We start from the raw sequence: 16,133 nt of genomic DNA, 5'->3' as shown, positions 1-16,133 counted from the left end.
CGCTATTTATGCTAGCCCAATTGGGGCAGTGGGAGAAAATGTTAAAAACACTGTACTAGTACTTTACTTCTTCTCCCCGACGCCGTCGCTCCAGCTCCTGCTGAATGATGCACCGCAGGCGTTTCGCCCGGCTGAGGCTGGAGAAATGCCGGCTTATGTAAGCCTGGGCAATGGCCAGAACGAGCAAGCACATTGGAATGGCCAGTAAGCAGATGCCTACCAATGGTCGCCAACTCGCCAGCGCACAAGCGCAGGCGGCAAACATGAGGAAGGGAATGGCGAGTCCGATGCGAAACATCGAGTCCCGTAGTCGACGCAATTGCTGCCCCTGAATGCGCAGTCGGCGAAGCAGGAGGTGTAGCTCATGGGTAGCAAAGGCTGCTGCCCCACCCGTCAGGATGAGGAGGAAGTCGTCATTGCCGGCCTGTTCCAGGCGGGCAATCTGTCGTTCGAATTTTCGGTTACCCATATTTCAGTCCTCCAAAGTTAGCGAAGGGAAAGGGAGAGGGCCAAGAATTTGAGTAGGAGTTTTTTGTCTTTTGCTGACACCTGACAATAGCTTGAAGCAAGCCCGTAAATTTGCGACATGATAGATGTCATGATTACCGGTGCGGGCTCCGTGGGCTTATCGACTGCACTTCGCTTGCAGAAAGAACGGCCGGACTGGTTCGTTGTTGTGGTGGACAAGGAAGCTCGGGTGGCTGCTCATCAGACCGGGCATAACAGTGGAGTGATTCACTCCGGCGTGTACTATGAACCGGGTAAAACGCGTGCGGTCATCTGTCGGGAAGGGTACCGCCTGCTCTTAGAATTTTGCGAAGAGGAAAGTGTGCCCTATAAACTGACGGGTAAGTTTGTTGTCGCCGTGAAGGAATCCGAGCTACCTGGTCTGGAGAAGATTCAGCAGCGTGGCATTGCGAACGGGTTGGAGGGCTTACAATGGATGAGTGGTGATGAAATGCGGGAGCGGAGCCCGTATACCGGAGGGGTGGCGGCCCTTTGGGTGCCGCAGGCGGGCATTGTGGATTACGCGGCGGTAGCCCGCGCCTACCGGGCAAAAATTGAACGGCAGGGTGGGGAGGTTCGCCTGAATACGGAAGTGTTGGGCTACGAATGGAGTGGAGATCACTTTGCTGTGCAGACTTCACGTGGCATCCTGCGGGCGCGCCACCTGATTAATTGCGCCGGACTGCAATCGGATCGCCTGGCGGCCATGTCCGGAAAAAAGCCGGAGGTGCAAATTCTGCCTTTTCGGGGGGAGTATTATCAACTGTCTCCCGCTGCGGCATCGCGTGTACAGCACCTTATTTATCCCGTGCCAGACCCTGCATTCCCTTTTCTGGGCGTTCACCTTACCCCAACCATTGACGGCAGGGTGGAGGCCGGACCGAACGCCGTACTGGCTTTCGCCCGGGAGGGCTACGACAACCGGACCGTCAACTGGCGGGAACTCCGCGAGACGATTCGCTTCCCCGGCTTTCAGACACTGGCCCGGAATTACTGGCGGAAGGGAGCCGGAGAACTGCAGCGAAGCTTCAGCAAACGGGCTTTCCACCGATCGCTATTGCCACTGATGCCGGACCTCCGGCTGGAAGAACTCGAACCCGGTGGTGCGGGGGTGCGGGCCATGGCCGTTCGCCCTTCCGGCGAAATGGTCGACGACTTTTTATTTTCGGGTACGGACGGACTGATCAACGTCACGAATGCCCCCAGCCCGGCGGCTACTGCAGGCCTGGGAATTGGTGGCCGGGTAGCGGCGATAGTACTCCGGAAAGAGAAAGATTAATAAGTAATTGATTACTCTTGTGCAGTATTAAAAACTACCGTAACTTTGCACGCTCAACCGACAAAACCGGCCGTCCCTTCCCGGGAGGAAACCGGTACTAACTAATCAAGATAATTTGTCATTATGCCAGTTCGTCTTCGTCTTCAGCGCCACGGTCGGCGCAAACGTCCTTTCTACCACATCGTTGCTGCTGATGCACGCGCACCCCGCGACGGTAAGTTCATCGAGAAACTCGGTACTTACAACCCAATGACCAAGCCCGCCACTATCGATCTCGATCGTATGGCCGCTTACAAGTGGATCATGAAGGGCGCTCAGCCATCTGATACCGTTCGTGCTATCCTCCGCTTCAAAGGGGTGATGTACTACAAGCACCTTATGCGGGGCGTTACCAAAGGTGCGCTCACTCAGGAGCAAGCCAGCGAAAAATGGTCTGCCTGGATCGAAGCAAAAGAAGGATCTGTTGAAGCTCGCCGCCAGGAAGAAGCTCAGCGGATTGCTAACTTCCACGTAGCTGTTTCCGGTACTGCACCTGAAATCAAGGAGCCAGAACCAGAGCCCGTAGTGGAGGAAGCCGCTGCTGAAGCTGCACCCGAAGCTGCTGCTGAAGCTGCACCCGAAGCTGCTGCTGAAGTAGTGGAAGAAGCTGCTGCAGCCGTTGAGGAAGTTCCTGAAGCTGCCGCCGAAGTAGCCGGAGAAGCCGTTGCTGAAGCAGAAGCTGCTGAAGCTGCCGGTGATGCTCTCGAAGCTGCCAGCGAAGCAACACCTGATGGTGCTTCTGACGTAGTGAAGGACGCTTAATTAGCGCCTCTCCACTAAACAACATAACAAAGGGAACGCCCCGCTGACTTCGGTTGGTGGGGCGTTTTTTGTTGAGCAGGGAGGAGAGTCAAAGAGTCAGATAGTCAAAGAGTCAGGTAGTCAAATAGTGGCTGCCGCGAGGGGGAGGGCACGCTGCTTCGCAGCTGGGGGGGAAGTAGTCTGGTAGTATTGTAGTCTGGTAGAGCTACCGCGAGGGGGAGGGCACGCTGCTTCGCAGCTGGAGGGGAAGTAGTCTGGTAGTATTGTAGTCTGGTAGAGCTACCGCGAGGGGGAGAGCACGCTGCTTCGCAGCTGGAGGGGAAGTAGTCTGGTAGTATTGTAGTCTGGTAGAGCTACCGCGAGGGGGAGGGCACGCTGCTTCGCAGCTGGGGGGAAGTAGTTTGGTAGTATTGTAGTCTGGTAGAGCTGCCGCGAGGGGGAGGGCACGCTGCTTCGCAGCTGGAGGGAAGTAGTCGGGTAGTATTGTAGTCTGGTAGAGCTGCCGCGAGGGGGAGGGCACGCTGCTTCGCAGCTGGGGGAACTTGTAGCTTACCGGATGGACCTGCAAGTAACCCGAATGCATCCGTCGTTGAAGAATCCTTACCCGAGAGACAGCAGAAAAGCGAGGGTGTCCACTCCGTCCGCATAATCAGCGAGACCCGGCTGTTGTGCTTCGCCGAAGGCGAAGGTGGGAAGGTCTGTTTCCAGAAAACCCGGACGGGCAGCAACCAGCTGGATCTCTTCCCGGCGGGCACTTAGTTCTGCCTCCAGGGCAGCCTTATCATCGTAGTACTCAAAATGCAGCGTAGCGATGCGGGAGGTGATGGCTTTGTCTTCAAACAACATCAGCGGACCGGTCAGGTGGAAACTGACTTTATTGAGGGTGGCCAGGGCGTAATTGTAGTCGAAGTTGTTCTTCCACTTTGTGTGGTTTTGTATCTGTTTCCACTCGTGGAAGATTTCGAGCATCGGCTGGAAGTCGTAACCGGCCGGGGCGTAGAGCTTAGAGACATTGCGGCAGCCGAGGCCGAAATACTGAAAGACATCGCTGCCAAGGGCCCGTAGCTCCTCTTCTGTTTCCTTGCCGGAGAGTACCGCCACGGCGTTTCGGTTCTTTCGGATGATATGGGGCACTTTGCCGAAGTACTGCTCGAAGTAGCGAGCCGAATTATTGGAGCCTGTGGCGATAACGGCGTCGTAGCCTTTTAGGTTGCCGACGATGTCGAAGTAGTCCGCAGCGCGTTCATCGAATCTGGCCAGGAGCTTAAGCAGGTAGGGCAGGATGAATTCATCCTTGCTACTCAGCTTGATCTGTGCCCGGTGGCCAGCGACGTAGACGCAGAGAATATCGTGAAAACCGACGAGGGGGATGTTTCCGGCCAGTACCAGGCCGACGGTTTTCTGACCTTCTCCGTTGGGGCCGGGCTGGGGGATAAAGCCGGGGCCGGCGATGGGGATGATCTTGTAGGCGTTGAGCCAGGCGGAGAGTTTGTCTTCCGCAAGAAATTCCTCGGTGATGGCCTTTAGGGAGGCTTGTTGCTTCTCCAGTGTGAACCAGCCATTGTTGAACTCCGTACGCGTTTGTAGTGCGGTGAGGAACTCGTCTTCAAGGCCACTGAGATGAGCGGCTAGTTGGTGGAGGGTGGCGAGGCGGTCTTTTAGCGTCATGGGCATAAGGGTGCGAAGATAGTGCCTTCCTTAGGAAATACCCGGTATAGGGAGTACTTACTCAGTAGCATGAAATAGTTGGTGCGTCCATGCATTTTGTGGCGATGAGACTTAGGTCTCTTTCACCCAAACAACTCCCGCATCCGATGTACGTTTCGCTCCGGAATACCTTCCACATCGGGGTATGCGGCTACGGCTGCGGCAACGCTGCCCACCCGCAAAAGCTGCAGGGTAGGGTAGGGCGCGCGGTTAGTGAGGTTGCCGGGGTCATCCTCAGCAACGCCGCCAAAGGTGTAGTCGGGGTGAAAGTGGGCCAGCTGGACGAGTTGGTTTGCCCCGGCTTCAAGGAGGGTGTCCTCGAAGGTGTGGACGAAGTCGAGAAAGGTGTCAAAATCAGCCAGCGCATGGGAGAAAACCAGCAGGGTGGTTTCTACACTTTGCTCCTCCAACAAGCTTTGCACCTGCGCCAGCGCCGCCATAAAGCAAGCCTCCAGGTCTTCACTTTCTACTTCGAGAAAAAGCACGTTTCCGTCCTGGAAAGGCTTGGCTGCAAAGGGGCAAAGAGCGTGGCGGATGACAAAATCAGCTACCCATTGCCGGGTGGTTTCGGCCGGACTCATGGGTGAGGATCGCTTTGTTTCCGGTTCTGGATGTAGTTGCGCCAGCGGTCGAGCATACTGGCCATATCATCGGGTAGTTCGCTGTCAAATTTCATGCGCTCCCCCGTGACCGGGTGGGTAAAGGCGATGCTTTTAGCGTGCAGCGCCTGCCGCGGGCAGAGGTCAAAACAGCGCTCGGCGAAGATGCGGAACTTGCTGTAGACGGTTCCCTTCAAAATCCGGTTGCCGCCGTAGCGGGCGTCGTTGAAAAGGGGGTGGCCGATGTGCTTCATGTGCACACGGATCTGGTGCGTCCGTCCGGTTTCGAGCTTCAGCTCCAGCAGGCTGACGTAGTAAAGCGCCTCCAGCGTTTTGTAGTGTGTGATGGCGTGTTTGTGGCCTTCCTCAGGTTCTTCATACACGCGGTATTTCTGGCGATTTCGGGCATCGCGGCCAATGTGCGCATCAATGGTACCCGCCATCGGGTCGGGCTCACTCCAGCAAATGGCCTGGTAGGTCCGCTCAATGCTGTGATCAAAAAACTGCTTCGCCAGGTGGGTCATCGCTTCATCGGTTTTAGCGATGATGAGTAGTCCGGAGGTGTCTTTGTCGATCCGGTGAACGAGGCCCACGCGGCTGTCGTCATTACCCGCCAGGGTGGGTAGCTCCTCTTTATTCAGATAGAAGGTGAGAGCGTTGACGAGGGTCCCGTCGCGGTGCCCGACGGCGGGGTGAACGACCATGCCCGGGGGCTTATGAATCACCATGACGGCATCGTCTTCGTAGCGAATGTCGAGCGGGATATCCTGCGGAATCGGCGTTCCGTCCTCGTCTTCCGGCCGGTAGCGCGGAATCTCGATGGTGATCAATTCACCGGGGCTCAATTTATGGTTCACCTTCACCTCCTTGCCGTCCACCAGGATGGTGCCCTTCTTGATGCCATTCTGCACCCGGTTGCGGCTCACTTTCGGAAGCTTATCGGTGAGGAACTTGTCGATACGGACTGGTTGCTGACCAGGATCAACGCGAATCTCCTGAGTTTCGATGTGATCGACGGGGTATTTTTCGGACATTCTGCAAAGATAAGGGTTAGGGGGTTGGTTCTTTGGTCTTTTGGAATTTTGGTCTTTTGGGGCTGCCGCGTTTTATAGGGGGAGGTCCACTGTTTAGCATGTTATTCACGCATTCTATCATTTTCCCATTCGTTTTTGGGCGCGGACGCGGGTGCAAGGGGGAGGTTTTTAAAATAGCAGGGTTTTGCGAGCAAAGGTTTTCTGGTGAGGTGCTGGTCCGGGCGCAAAATTGAGATGAGGAATTAGCTTTCAGCTTCGACCCGCTCCGGGCGGTCGGTTAAAAGCAAAAAATGACGATCTTGCGACTTGCGGCCGCCTCCTGATTGAGGCTGGCGCCAAAAGACCAACGAACCAAAATACCAAGCTCAGTGACCATAGAATCCCTATCTGTCCGTGACCCTCAAGTTCCCAATTTCAACCCGCCGCACCAAGTGCCCCTGGTAGCTGCTTCGAGCTTCATTTTTGACTCCATTGAAGAAGGGATGGATATCTTTGACGGTAAGAAAAAGGGCCACATCTACGGGCGCTTCGGGAACCCAACCATAGATGCCGCTGCGAATAAGATTGCGGAGCTGGAAGGATTTGGTTTGAAAGAAAAGCCGGGCGGTCTCTTCTGCAGTTCTGGTATGGCGGCGATTGCCACCGTTTTTCTGGGGCTTTGCGAACCGGGGGAAACGGTGCTGACGCAGGCAGATCTTTACGGAGGGACGACCAGTCTGCTGGAGCAACTCCACAAGCGAGGCATCCATACGGAAACCTGTGACCTGCGGGATAAGCGGGCCATCAAAGCTGCCATTAAGCGCAATGACCGCATCCGGATGATCTACGTGGAAACGCCGAGTAACCCAACCCTGCGGGTAACGGACCTGAAGCTGCTGGCTAAAATTGCCCATAAGAACAAAGCTTTGCTGGTGGCGGATAATACCTTCGCAACGCCCTTCATGCAGCGGCCACTGGCCTTTGGGGCGGATGTGGTCGTGCATTCCACCACCAAGTTTATCAACGGTCATGGTACGGGCATTGCCGGGGCCATCGTCTGTCGGGATGCTGAGCTGATGGCGGAGAAACTCGTTCCCGTCTATCGTCTTTACGGCGGAAGCGGTAACCCCTGGGATGCCTGGCTGGTGCTGAACGGACTAAAGACGCTGCCCCTCCGTATGGAGCGGCACTCCGCTAACGCGCTTGCCGTGGCGAAGTACCTCCGGAAGCATCCGAAAGTAACTCAGGTGAATTACCCCGGGCTGAAAGATCACCCCGACCGTAAGACGATTAAGGAGCAGATGAGCCTTCACGGAGGTATGCTCAGTTTCGAGCTCAAAGGAGGGACGAAGAAAGGGATGCGATTTATGAACCGGATCAAGTTCTGTACGCTGACACCAACGCTCGGGGATGTGGACACCTTAGTGCTGCACCCGGCAACGATGAGCCACCGGGGCGTGGACCCGGCCGTGCGCGCTGCGCACGGCATCAGCGACGGGCTCATCCGCCTCAACGTGGGTATTGAGCGCGTGGAGGATATCATTGCTGATCTCAAACAAGCGATTGGGTAGGCCTGGCGTAAGCGCCACTCCGCGCGCGACCGGCCAAAGCAGCTCCCAGCTGCGCTAAAGGAAAAAAACGAAGCGAGGTACGCCTATCTGACGTTAAAGAAATAGATTGCTCTGATTCCGACGGTTTAGCGTTCAATTCAGTTACTGGAAAGTTATAGTATCACCAACGCAAGGTTCCTTTTCGCCGTCTTACGGTGAAACAGATACTTATGCGTTACCTATACCTTTATTTAATCGCCATGCTGCTGGGACTATCCGTTGGTCTTTTTGCCCAGGCGGATCACTTTCGCGTCTCCGTCGGTGGCGGGCCAACCGCTTTTATGGAGGCTAACCGCGGCACCGGATTAGCCGGTGCGCTTACCCTTAATTACCATGTGGTCATAGGGGAGAAAACCTCTTTCTTCTTCGGAGCTGGTCTGCAGTATGGAGCAATACAGAGTGCATCTGCATCCGGCGATCCGGTTCCATGTAATTTCCCTCTTGGCCTAAAGGTGGCCACCTTTTTTCAGTCAGAGACCTATACGACGCATAGCCTTTTGTATACCAATCAACTGGGGCTGGAGAGGCGTTTGGGAAAGTTTGCGCTTCAACTGAGTTTTTTACCCAGCTATCGCCTCCGGGACCGGATTGACTACTCTGAGATCATCTCCTTTGACAGAACCGGGCAACCAGACCAGCGATCCGAAATCAGCATAAAGCCGGGGGAAAGAATTGCCGATGATGCTACGGAATGGACGATTGACTATTCAACGAAATTTCATATTCAGGGAGGCGTGGAAGTCACTTATCAACTCGCCGATCGATTGGCCATCGGCCTCGGCTATCGCCGTGGATTAACGGAATACAGGCTGGTCAATAAGACGGTTTCCGTCTGCGGAGTCGCTGGCTGCGAGGAGGTGGATTTTGAGCGGAGCAGCTTTGATATTCGCTCGGGGAGTGGATTTTTGATGATGCGGTTTAAGCTTTGAGACGGGCACAAGAGAAGTGAATGACCTTGTTGCAAAATACCTGAAAAGAACATAGCTTTGCAATACAAAGCACTTTATGTCTAATTACATCGCTAACCCGATAAATGATCTTAGGGAAATCCGTTCGCTCATGGAGCGCTCGAGTTATTTCATTGGTCTGAGCGGACTTTCGGGAATTGGAGCCGGTCTGTTTGCTTTGAGTGGTGTAGCACTGACCATACTCTATCAATGGGCGGGTGGGCATGACCTGGTGTTCATTCACCGCTCTTTAGGCCTCGCCTCTCACCCCTGGGGAATTGCGCCCTTACCTTTTTTGGTTATGATGGCAGGCTTCGTGTTTACCGGAGCGATGGCATCTGGCTATTACTTTACCGTGCGGCGGGCCAAACGGATGGGACAGAAGCTGCTGGACAAGAAGACTTATAAGCTGGCTTTTCACCTGGCTGTTCCGCTGGTGGTGGGCGGCATTTTCAGCCTGGCCCTGATCTACCATGAACACGGAGGGTTCATTGGCCCGACGACCCTGATCTTCTACGGTCTGGCCTTGCTCAACGGTAGCGGGTACGCCCGCGAAGAACTGAGTTATCTCGGCTATCTGGAGATTGTGCTTGGGCTGATCTCTTGTTTCTTTATCGGTTACGGCCTGATTTTCTGGGCCCTTGGCTTTGGTGTATTGCACATTGGTTACGGCCTGTGGATGTACCGCAAATATGATCGCGCATGAAAGACGTACTAAAAGCAACGGGTAAAATTTCAATCGGAGGGCTGAACAAGCTCTTCAACCACCGTACCCGAATGGGGATCATGGCCATTCTGATGGTCAATGACTGGATAGACTTCGTTACACTGCGAGACACCCTGGAACTAACGGATGGTAGCCTGGCCAGCCACCTCAAAGCACTCGTGAAGGAGAAGCAGGTGGAGGTGGAGAAAAGGTTCGTCAATGATAAACCCAAAACCAGTTACCGGGTAACCAAGGGCGGGAAAAAGGCCTTTGAAGCACACCTGACGGAGTTAGAAGCTTTTATCAAGCTGGTGGATAATTAGATAGATGTAGCCTTTGGTAATGAGCCAACTATAGCTCGTCAGTGAACGGATAGTGAAAACGGCCAGCCATTTTTTACGCAATAAAACTTTGAAAAACAAAGAACTATTAAAAACTTAACAATGAATAACCACCACAAAAAAACCATTGCAATATTAGTGTTGGCTGTAGCCTATGCTGTCCTTTTCTATAAGGGGCAGATGGGCGTCAACCTCCTGATCTTTGACGGACTTTTGCTTACGCTTACTCTCTGGCTACGGCCAGAGTTGGGAAAACATCGTCCATTCGTCTGGTCCGTTGCGGGCCTGTTGTTCTCTGCGGTTAGTGTAGTAATTGTGAATACGGACTTTAGCCTGTTGGCGCACCATGCGACCTACCTGCTCGTCCTGGGCTTCGCCCAGGCGCGCGAGCTCCGGTTTATCTGGTTTGGGCTGTTACTGGGAGGAGTGAGTCTCTTCGCCGGGCCACTGCGCTGGTGGCGCAGTCAGCGGGCCTCAAGGGCCCAACTACAGAATACCCCCAATGGCACACTGTCTCCCTGGCTTAAGCAAGTCGCACTACCGCTGCTGGTTGCGGTACCATTTCTTTTTTTTTACCTGACGGGAAATGGCCAGTTTAGCAAGTTGGTCAGTGGCTTTTTCGGCTTATTCAGTGAGTTTAATATTAGCCCCACCACCTTCTGGGTAATCCTGTTGATGCTGGTGGCCGGCTTTCTGTCGGCGGGCCTTTTATTTCCGACAACGAGGGAGTTCAGACTGATTAAGCTACAATCAGCATTTCGGGATGATATGATTCGGAGCCGGCCTGAACGACAGGCGGTTCCACCTCAGGCAGAGAAGAATTACTACTCCCGTCCTTCATCCACCCCAAACCCAATGGCATTACGCTATGAGTATCGTCAATCCGTCATCACTTTTGGTCTGCTGAATGTGCTGCTGGCAGCAGTTAACCTTACGGACCTCCGCTACGTCTGGCTCAACGCCAGCGAGTTGAGCGCTTCTACACTGAGTCACTACGTCCACGTGGGCACCTGGAACCTTGTTATCTCGATTTTTCTCGCGATGGCCGTGGTGCTTTTTTATTTTCGGGGCAACCTCAATTTTCTCAAAGAGGCTACCGCCCTGCCGCCACTTGCCCGATTGTGGTTGGCGCAGAATTCCATCCTGGCCATTTCGGTAGGGGTGCGGAACTGGCATTATATTGATGCCTACGGCCTGGCCATGGGGCGGGTGTATGTTTTCTTCGTGCTCTTGCTTATGCTGTTCGGCCTCTTCACGCTTTGGCGTAAAGTAGGTCATCGTCTGACGATCAGTTACCTCTTTCAGGCCAACGGGATGGCCCTCTGGCTGGCGCTGATTGTGTTGGGAGCCGTAAACTGGACTAATGGTATCACCCGTTATAACCTGGCGACTCAGGAGTGGGAAGAAGTCGATTGGTACTACCTGGTTAATGTGCTTCCCGCCAGTAATGCTTTTCTGATTGAGGCTTACGATGAGGCACATCCCGGCGAAACCTCAAAAGGGGAAATGCACCGGAAAATGCTGCCGAATACACATCGGATAGCCGACTGGCGTTCCTGGAATTATGCGGACTGGAGGAACTGGCGGGAGTTGCGGTAGAAGGGGAACGGTTGTAGACCATTACCGTCTAAATATTCACCCCAAAGAGGTAACCCACCAGAGCCGTCAGCCCCATTGCTGCCGTACCCCAGAAGGTGATACGGAGAATGGGGCGCCAGATACTGGCGCCGCCCGTTCGGGCGGACAGGAAACCGAGCAGAGCGAGGGCAAGGATGCCAAACACATACTGTGCCGGAACCATGGAACTCAGCGGAACGAAAAGGGATACGAGCACAGGCATTGCACCACCTACGGTGAAGGCGGCCCCGGAGGCAAGGGCTGCCTGCAGCGGATCGGCTTCGGTCATGTCACTGATGCCGAGTTCGTCGCGGGCATGGGCGAGCAGGGCATCGTGTTCGGTCATTTGTCGGGCGACTTCGAGGGCTGTGTCCGGGCGGAGGCCACGGCCTTCGTAGATGGCGGCGAGTTCGCGGAGTTCCTCTTCGGGGGTGTCCGCAAGTTCTTTCCGTTCCCGTTCGAGATCAGCTTTTTCGAGATCGGATTGAGAGCTGACGGAGACGTATTCTCCGGCAGCCATGGATAAGGCCCCGGCAACCAAAGCGGCTACGGAAGCCAGCACGATGGGCTCCCGGCCCACGCTGGCTGCCGCCACGCCAATGGCAACACTGGCCACACTCAGGATACCGTCATTGGCACCCAATACGGCGGCACGGAGCCAGTTGCTGCGGTTGATCAAATGGTCTTCGGGCGTCATAAGCATTGCTGTTTGAGAAGCGGCCATTGCATCCTGCGGCCCCGCCTGAGCCTGCCGAAGAGCTCCGGCGCCCCTAAGGTAGTCAGGACCGATTGATCTCCAGCCCGGCGAGCGGGTTTTTCTAAAGCCCTAAAACCGGTAGCTCAAATACATTCCCTGCCCCATGGGAGAAATCGTCATGCCACGGGGAAGAATGGGCTTTTTGTGTAAAGTAGGTACGAGATAACCAATGGAGGCGCCGAGGGCATACCCCACCAGTACGTCGCTGGGGAAATGCCTGGCGGCCCGAATGCGCAGATAGCCAGTCACCGCCGGAATGGTGGCGGCCAGCCCCCAGACGTAGGGTTTCAACCTGCTGTCAGGATGATAGTCGGCAAACACCCGAGCGAAGAAGAAGGACCCGGCGGCCGAGAGAGACGTATGGCCCGAAAGAAAAGAGGCCCGGTCACCGCTTTTCAGCGGTTGGTTGGGGTCCCAGTCTGGCGCATAAACGTAGGGCCTTACGCGTAGAAAGCCTGCTTTGGTGATACTGGTGATGCCACCGGTAATGGCCATCGTTTCGGCATAGAGCAAAGCAATCTTGGGGAAGTCAGACCGGCTTTTTCTGCTGAGGAGGACCAGTGCCGGCAAGCCGGAGCCCACATTTAGCCCCAGGTCGCTTAGTTTGCGGGGACGATCCCTTCCAATGTGGCTGCCCAGACGGTCAAAACTGTTGATCTGGTCATATTTCTGCAGGCGAAGATCAGTGGCGGTCGGCTCCCCCGCCCGGTTCTGGAGCCAGGTACCCGTTCCGAGGCTTAAGGCCCCCAGGCCACCGAACACCAGTTCCCGCTTCAGGGAAAGATGATAGGGGCTGACCGTCGGAGTGTACTGCGCAAATAAGCCTGCATTTAGCAGAAGGCACAGCAGTAGGGTGAAGAAATTTTGTAGCAAAATAAGTGGCATTTAGTGGATGATGCCGGGGACCTGGTTATCTGTCAATGCTGTTCAAGAACGTACTTTTTTGGCGATTTAGTGAAACCTGACCGGAATTATTTTGCAAAGTGGCCGGCTGGCCGGCGGTCAGATAAAGACAATCTGCCCGTAGTTAATGGGCAACCCTATCCACTTTTACGGGTTTACATCGACTTACTTCAAGGAATTTTTTCTAATGACAACATTAATGAGCTGGCTCTCCGGAAGCTGGCACTGGTCCGTCTCCGGGGCCATGATTGCCGCAACGATGTTCCTGCTGCTCTACGCCGGGCGCACCTTCGGTTTTTCTTCTAATCTGCGGACGATGTGCTCCATCGCAGGCGCTGGCAAACGCCACGCTTTCTTTGATTTTGACTGGAAGGCGCAGCGCTGGAATCTGGTCTTTGCCGCCGGGGCCATCATCGGTGGCTATCTGGCTTTTTTCGTGTTCCCAAATCCGGAACCCGTCGAAATTTCAGCTTCCACCATTAATTGGCTGGCCGGTATGGGCATCACCGCTCCGGCGGATACGGGGAGCTCGTCCAGTTACGTCCCGCCAGAGCTGTACGCAACGGATCAGATATTCACCCTGCGGGGGCTGGTGGCGCTGGTTGGTGGCGGTTTCCTGATCGGCTTTGGCACCCGCTGGGCGGGTGGCTGTACCTCAGGGCACGCCATCACGGGCTTGTCCAATCTCCAACTACCATCCCTCATTGCGGTCATCGGTTTTTTTGCCGGCGGACTGTTGATGACCTGGCTGTTCCTTCCTTTCATCCTCGCAATCTGACCCGACATGAGAATCTTATATTACCTCTTTCTGGGCATCGTTTTTGGTTTTGTGATGACCAAGTCTGAAGCCATTTCCTGGTATCGTATTCAGGAAATGTTCCGCTTTGAGAGCTTCCATATGTACGGCATCATCGGTACGGCCGTCGTGCTGGGGGTCATTGGTATTGCCCTGATGAAACGCTTCGACGTGAAGACCTACAAAGGCAGCGAACTCAACCTGAAAAACAAGGACTGGAGTGTGCCACGCTACCTTTTTGGCGGCACCATTTTTGGGCTCGGATGGGCACTTACCGGCGCTTGCCCGGGACCATTGTTTACGCTCCTGGGGCAGGGCATCTGGGCGATCGGGGTGGTCATTCTGAGCGCGATGCTGGGGACTTATGTGTACGGGGCGGTACGCAGCAAATTGCCGCATTAGTGTAGTGTAATATTAGTTTTTACCTATTTGTATTGAGGCCCTCGGCGCACTTCTCGGCTGGCTTCTCCTTCGAGCGAGCTATGCGAGCCGAGGGATACGTTCGGCAAGCTCAGTGGGGGCAGCACCGAGGGGCCAACAGAATATTCATAAACTTATGTCACACTGTAATAGAAGCGTGGATGAATAAGTGTTATTCCTTGCTGCTTAGCTAAAAACAATAAATGTCCTTCATCGGCTGCAAAACCTCCCGGCCATAAGTCGTGAAGTAGTGATGGTCCTTCAGGAATTTCCGATTTTCCGATTCCCAGGCCTCGTCCGTGTAGGCTTTACCAAGCACCAGGTTCCATTCTTCACGTAAGAGCTCCTGAGACTGCTCGTAGGTAGGCAGTGCCAGGTGGTACATGTCTGCATCGCAGATGATTTCTTCGAGCAGGTCGGTAGGTTCCTGAGGCATCTGAGTGGCCAGAATGCAGCGTTCAACGGTGGTGATCTTAGCGTCCGGAAAATCCTGCGTCAGTAAATATTTTCGGGCAATATCCATGCTGGCAAGTTCGTGTCCGCTGTAAATTTTTACGTGGCCACAGTCATGAAACCAGGCCGCCAACTGCAGGATTTCCATTTCCTCCGGACTCACGCCTTCGGCCCTGCCAATGACCAGCACGCCCTGCAGAACATTTATCGTATGATGAAGATTGTGGTAGAGGCGATCGCGGGGAAGCTCCGTGATCAAGAGTCGGGCTACATAGCGGCCTGCCCGGTAAGAAAGAGAAGAGGGACGTTGGGTCATTGGCGGCTGGCTTAGACTCGTAAAGTACGCAGAGTTCAGCGGTTGTTCATCCTGGCCCGTCGTTCTGGTACCCATTTCTTATGGCAGAACGGGGCGCGGGACCGCAGGTGCAGGGGGAGGTGTAATAGCAGGGGGCGTAACGACTCGTTCTACTTGGTGGGGTAAAACTCCAGCAGACGCTTACTCGTCCGGTGAGCATAAAAGCGGGGTTCTACGCCATAAGCATTGATGTGTATGTGGGGGTGGTCGGAGTCGTCGACGTATTTCGACAGTCTTTCCGGGTCAATCCCCTCCGGCAGCTGTTTTAAAATGGCAGCTTTAGCGACGGACCATTCCGCCCCGATATGTCTGCGCAGCAGCCGGATGAAGATGATGTCAGTTTCGTCGGGAATGTATTTGGGCATGATTCGGCTTAGTTACAGGTTAGGAGGGGAAGGTAGGGAAATTGTAGGCTACTTTTCTCAATCCCCGATCGAGCTACACACAAAGTCCGGCAAAATGCCGGAGGAGCGAATCTCCAGCTCCGCCGTTTCCGGTTGGGTGTTTCCGCTAAGGACGAGCGCCGTGGATACGCCAAAGGTATTGCCCCCGAGAATGTCTGTATGCAGGGTGTCGCCCACCATCAAAATGTCAGCGGGAGTAAGGTCGGGGGCCTGGCCGGCCATACTGTCTATGGCGAACTGGAACATCTGGCTGGCGGGTTTGCCGAAGGAGACAAAGCGGCGCCCCAGTACATATTCCGCCAGCCGGGCGATGCTTCCCGTGGCCAGGGCTACATCGTTAGCGGAGACGGGGTAGAGCAGATCCGTATTTGCCACCACTACCGGCACCTGGCAGCGGCGCAGCAGATTGATGAGTTTGTTCAGGTCGTGGTTCATGTCATAGCCCTCATCATCGAGAAAGGCAACGGCTTTGATCTCGTCCAGGCGGGCCATGTCCACATCCGCAACGGCTACGGCTTCCAGGCCGGCGCTGAAGATGTATTCAGCGGATTGAGGGGTGCCGAGGTAGGCTACCTTTCCCGCCTGAATCTTATGGGTAAGGAAGTGGCGGGTCGTTGCACCGGAGGTGATGATTTCCTCCGCAGGGATGCCGTGCAGGCCATATTTAACGAGGTTCTTCGCCGCCGCTTCCGGAGAACGGGCGGCGTTGTTGGTGAGCACGCGGATAACTTTTCCTTCTTTCCGTAAGCGCTCTACGGTCTCTACCACACCGGGGATGAGGCCCCGGTGGTTACGTAACACCCCGTAGCTGTCCAGCAGGATGGCTTTGTAAGGTGCGGAGATGGCGGAAAACTTTTGGGTGGTCATGTCGGGGAATTTCTGGACGATAGGAGAGGAATATCGGACAATGGGTCAGAA

General features: G+C 54.8%; 18 protein-coding genes. 9 read left to right on the top strand and 9 right to left on the bottom strand.

The features are described 5' to 3' along the window. Positions 1-55: 55 nt before the first annotated feature. Positions 56-469, bottom strand: a complete 414-nt coding sequence (locus BM123_RS22400; RefSeq protein WP_090173139.1) for a hypothetical protein — start codon at positions 467-469, stop codon at positions 56-58. 117 nt (positions 470-586) lie between these two features. Here BM123_RS22400 and lhgO point away from each other — a divergent pair, with 117 nt between their 5' ends. Then, the gene (gene lhgO / locus BM123_RS22395) at positions 587-1,786 is read left to right on the top strand and encodes an L-2-hydroxyglutarate oxidase (RefSeq protein ID WP_090173136.1); all 1,200 of its coding nucleotides are present in this window, start codon (positions 587-589) and stop codon (positions 1,784-1,786) included. Between the two features lie 123 nt (positions 1,787-1,909). Next, complete coding sequence (rpsP, locus tag BM123_RS24950) at positions 1,910-2,587, top strand: 30S ribosomal protein S16 (protein ID WP_090173133.1); 678 nt, start codon at positions 1,910-1,912, stop codon at positions 2,585-2,587. 600 nt (positions 2,588-3,187) lie between these two features. Here rpsP and BM123_RS22385 read toward each other — a convergent pair. The 3 genes from BM123_RS22385 to BM123_RS22375 all read right to left on the bottom strand — a co-directional run bounded on the left by BM123_RS22385 (position 3,188) and on the right by BM123_RS22375 (position 5,927). After that, on the bottom strand, positions 3,188-4,261 hold the full coding sequence (locus tag BM123_RS22385; protein WP_245748657.1) for a uroporphyrinogen-III synthase: 1,074 nt from the start codon (positions 4,259-4,261) through the stop codon (positions 3,188-3,190). A 116-nt stretch (positions 4,262-4,377) separates the two neighbouring features. Further along, positions 4,378-4,875, bottom strand: coding sequence for a DUF1415 family protein (locus BM123_RS22380; protein WP_090173131.1), 498 nt, complete (start codon positions 4,873-4,875; stop codon positions 4,378-4,380). Continuing rightward, a complete protein-coding gene (locus tag BM123_RS22375; RefSeq protein ID WP_090173129.1) occupies positions 4,872-5,927 on the bottom strand; it encodes an RluA family pseudouridine synthase in 1,056 nt (351 codons plus the stop codon). Before BM123_RS22375 ends, BM123_RS22380 begins: the two co-directional genes overlap by 4 nt. 368 nt (positions 5,928-6,295) lie before the next feature. On the opposite strand from BM123_RS22375, the gene BM123_RS22370 reads away from it, so the two are divergent. The 5 genes from BM123_RS22370 (at position 6,296) to BM123_RS22350 (ending at position 11,109) form a co-directional block, all read left to right on the top strand. Then, on the top strand, positions 6,296-7,477 hold the full coding sequence (locus BM123_RS22370; RefSeq protein ID WP_090173127.1) for a trans-sulfuration enzyme family protein: 1,182 nt from the start codon (positions 6,296-6,298) through the stop codon (positions 7,475-7,477). Between the two features lie 209 nt (positions 7,478-7,686). Next, positions 7,687-8,445 carry a hypothetical protein gene (locus BM123_RS22365; protein WP_090173125.1) on the top strand — a complete coding sequence of 253 codons (759 nt, stop codon included), beginning with the start codon at positions 7,687-7,689 and terminating at the stop codon, positions 8,443-8,445. Positions 8,446-8,521: 76 nt separating this feature from the next. Beyond that, the gene (locus BM123_RS22360; RefSeq protein WP_090173123.1) at positions 8,522-9,169 is read left to right on the top strand and encodes a hypothetical protein; all 648 of its coding nucleotides are present in this window, start codon (positions 8,522-8,524) and stop codon (positions 9,167-9,169) included. After that, positions 9,166-9,492, top strand: coding sequence for a winged helix-turn-helix domain-containing protein (locus tag BM123_RS22355; protein WP_090173121.1), 327 nt, complete (start codon positions 9,166-9,168; stop codon positions 9,490-9,492). Before BM123_RS22360 ends, BM123_RS22355 begins: the two co-directional genes overlap by 4 nt. Positions 9,493-9,612: 120 nt before the next feature. After that, positions 9,613-11,109 (top strand): DUF4153 domain-containing protein, encoded by a 1,497-nt coding sequence (locus BM123_RS22350; RefSeq protein ID WP_090173119.1) that lies wholly within the window; start codon positions 9,613-9,615, stop codon positions 11,107-11,109. A gap of 28 nt (positions 11,110-11,137) precedes the next feature. On the opposite strand, the gene BM123_RS22345 is transcribed toward BM123_RS22350, so the two are convergent. Together BM123_RS22345 and BM123_RS22340 are read right to left on the bottom strand one after the other, a co-directional pair. Continuing rightward, a complete protein-coding gene (locus BM123_RS22345; RefSeq protein WP_245748656.1) occupies positions 11,138-11,824 on the bottom strand; it encodes a VIT1/CCC1 transporter family protein in 687 nt (228 codons plus the stop codon). 129 nt (positions 11,825-11,953) lie between these two features. Continuing rightward, entirely contained in the window at positions 11,954-12,769 is an 816-nt protein-coding gene (locus BM123_RS22340; protein ID WP_090173116.1) for a phosphatase PAP2 family protein, read from the bottom strand. Positions 12,770-12,974: 205 nt separating this feature from the next. On the opposite strand from BM123_RS22340, the gene BM123_RS22335 reads away from it, so the two are divergent. Both BM123_RS22335 and BM123_RS22330 read left to right on the top strand, forming a co-directional pair. Beyond that, a complete protein-coding gene (locus BM123_RS22335; protein ID WP_217642205.1) occupies positions 12,975-13,565 on the top strand; it encodes a YeeE/YedE family protein in 591 nt (196 codons plus the stop codon). 6 nt (positions 13,566-13,571) lie between these two features. Further along, positions 13,572-13,985, top strand: a complete 414-nt coding sequence (locus BM123_RS22330) for a YeeE/YedE family protein (RefSeq protein WP_090173112.1) — start codon at positions 13,572-13,574, stop codon at positions 13,983-13,985. A gap of 208 nt (positions 13,986-14,193) precedes the next feature. Here the strand turns inward: BM123_RS22330 and BM123_RS22325 are convergent, their stop codons facing one another. The 3 genes from BM123_RS22325 to BM123_RS22315 form a co-directional block, all read right to left on the bottom strand. Next, a complete protein-coding gene (locus BM123_RS22325; RefSeq protein ID WP_090173172.1) occupies positions 14,194-14,772 on the bottom strand; it encodes an HD domain-containing protein in 579 nt (192 codons plus the stop codon). Positions 14,773-14,921: 149 nt separating this feature from the next. Further along, complete coding sequence (locus BM123_RS22320) at positions 14,922-15,176, bottom strand: hypothetical protein (protein WP_090173110.1); 255 nt, start codon at positions 15,174-15,176, stop codon at positions 14,922-14,924. A 57-nt stretch (positions 15,177-15,233) separates the two neighbouring features. Then, complete coding sequence (locus BM123_RS22315) at positions 15,234-16,082, bottom strand: HAD-IIA family hydrolase (protein WP_090173108.1); 849 nt, start codon at positions 16,080-16,082, stop codon at positions 15,234-15,236. Positions 16,083-16,133 lie beyond the last annotated feature (51 nt).

The sequence above is a fragment of the Neolewinella agarilytica genome (assembly GCF_900110645.1).
In the GTDB taxonomy this organism is placed as follows: domain Bacteria; phylum Bacteroidota; class Bacteroidia; order Chitinophagales; family Saprospiraceae; genus Neolewinella; species Neolewinella agarilytica.
This window is presented reverse-complemented; position numbering and strand designations above follow the sequence as displayed.

Coding starts and splice junctions, on each gene's coding strand:
- BM123_RS22335 (WP_217642205.1), top strand. CDS start 12,975: ATGACAACATTAATGAGCTGGCTCTCCGGAAGCTGGCACTGGTCCGTC.
- BM123_RS22345 (WP_245748656.1), bottom strand. CDS start 11,824: ATGACGCCCGAAGACCATTTGATCAACCGCAGCAACTGGCTCCGTGCC.
- BM123_RS22355 (WP_090173121.1), top strand. CDS start 9,166: ATGAAAGACGTACTAAAAGCAACGGGTAAAATTTCAATCGGAGGGCTG.
- BM123_RS22375 (WP_090173129.1), bottom strand. CDS start 5,927: ATGTCCGAAAAATACCCCGTCGATCACATCGAAACTCAGGAGATTCGC.
- lhgO (WP_090173136.1), top strand. CDS start 587: ATGATAGATGTCATGATTACCGGTGCGGGCTCCGTGGGCTTATCGACT.
- BM123_RS22350 (WP_090173119.1), top strand. CDS start 9,613: ATGAATAACCACCACAAAAAAACCATTGCAATATTAGTGTTGGCTGTA.
- BM123_RS22315 (WP_090173108.1), bottom strand. CDS start 16,082: ATGACCACCCAAAAGTTTTCCGCCATCTCCGCACCTTACAAAGCCATC.
- BM123_RS22360 (WP_090173123.1), top strand. CDS start 8,522: ATGTCTAATTACATCGCTAACCCGATAAATGATCTTAGGGAAATCCGT.
- BM123_RS22365 (WP_090173125.1), top strand. CDS start 7,687: ATGCGTTACCTATACCTTTATTTAATCGCCATGCTGCTGGGACTATCC.
- rpsP (WP_090173133.1), top strand. CDS start 1,910: ATGCCAGTTCGTCTTCGTCTTCAGCGCCACGGTCGGCGCAAACGTCCT.
- BM123_RS22325 (WP_090173172.1), bottom strand. CDS start 14,772: ATGACCCAACGTCCCTCTTCTCTTTCTTACCGGGCAGGCCGCTATGTA.
- BM123_RS22385 (WP_245748657.1), bottom strand. CDS start 4,261: ATGCCCATGACGCTAAAAGACCGCCTCGCCACCCTCCACCAACTAGCC.
- BM123_RS22330 (WP_090173112.1), top strand. CDS start 13,572: ATGAGAATCTTATATTACCTCTTTCTGGGCATCGTTTTTGGTTTTGTG.
- BM123_RS22380 (WP_090173131.1), bottom strand. CDS start 4,875: ATGAGTCCGGCCGAAACCACCCGGCAATGGGTAGCTGATTTTGTCATC.
- BM123_RS22340 (WP_090173116.1), bottom strand. CDS start 12,769: ATGCCACTTATTTTGCTACAAAATTTCTTCACCCTACTGCTGTGCCTT.
- BM123_RS22400 (WP_090173139.1), bottom strand. CDS start 469: ATGGGTAACCGAAAATTCGAACGACAGATTGCCCGCCTGGAACAGGCC.
- BM123_RS22320 (WP_090173110.1), bottom strand. CDS start 15,176: ATGCCCAAATACATTCCCGACGAAACTGACATCATCTTCATCCGGCTG.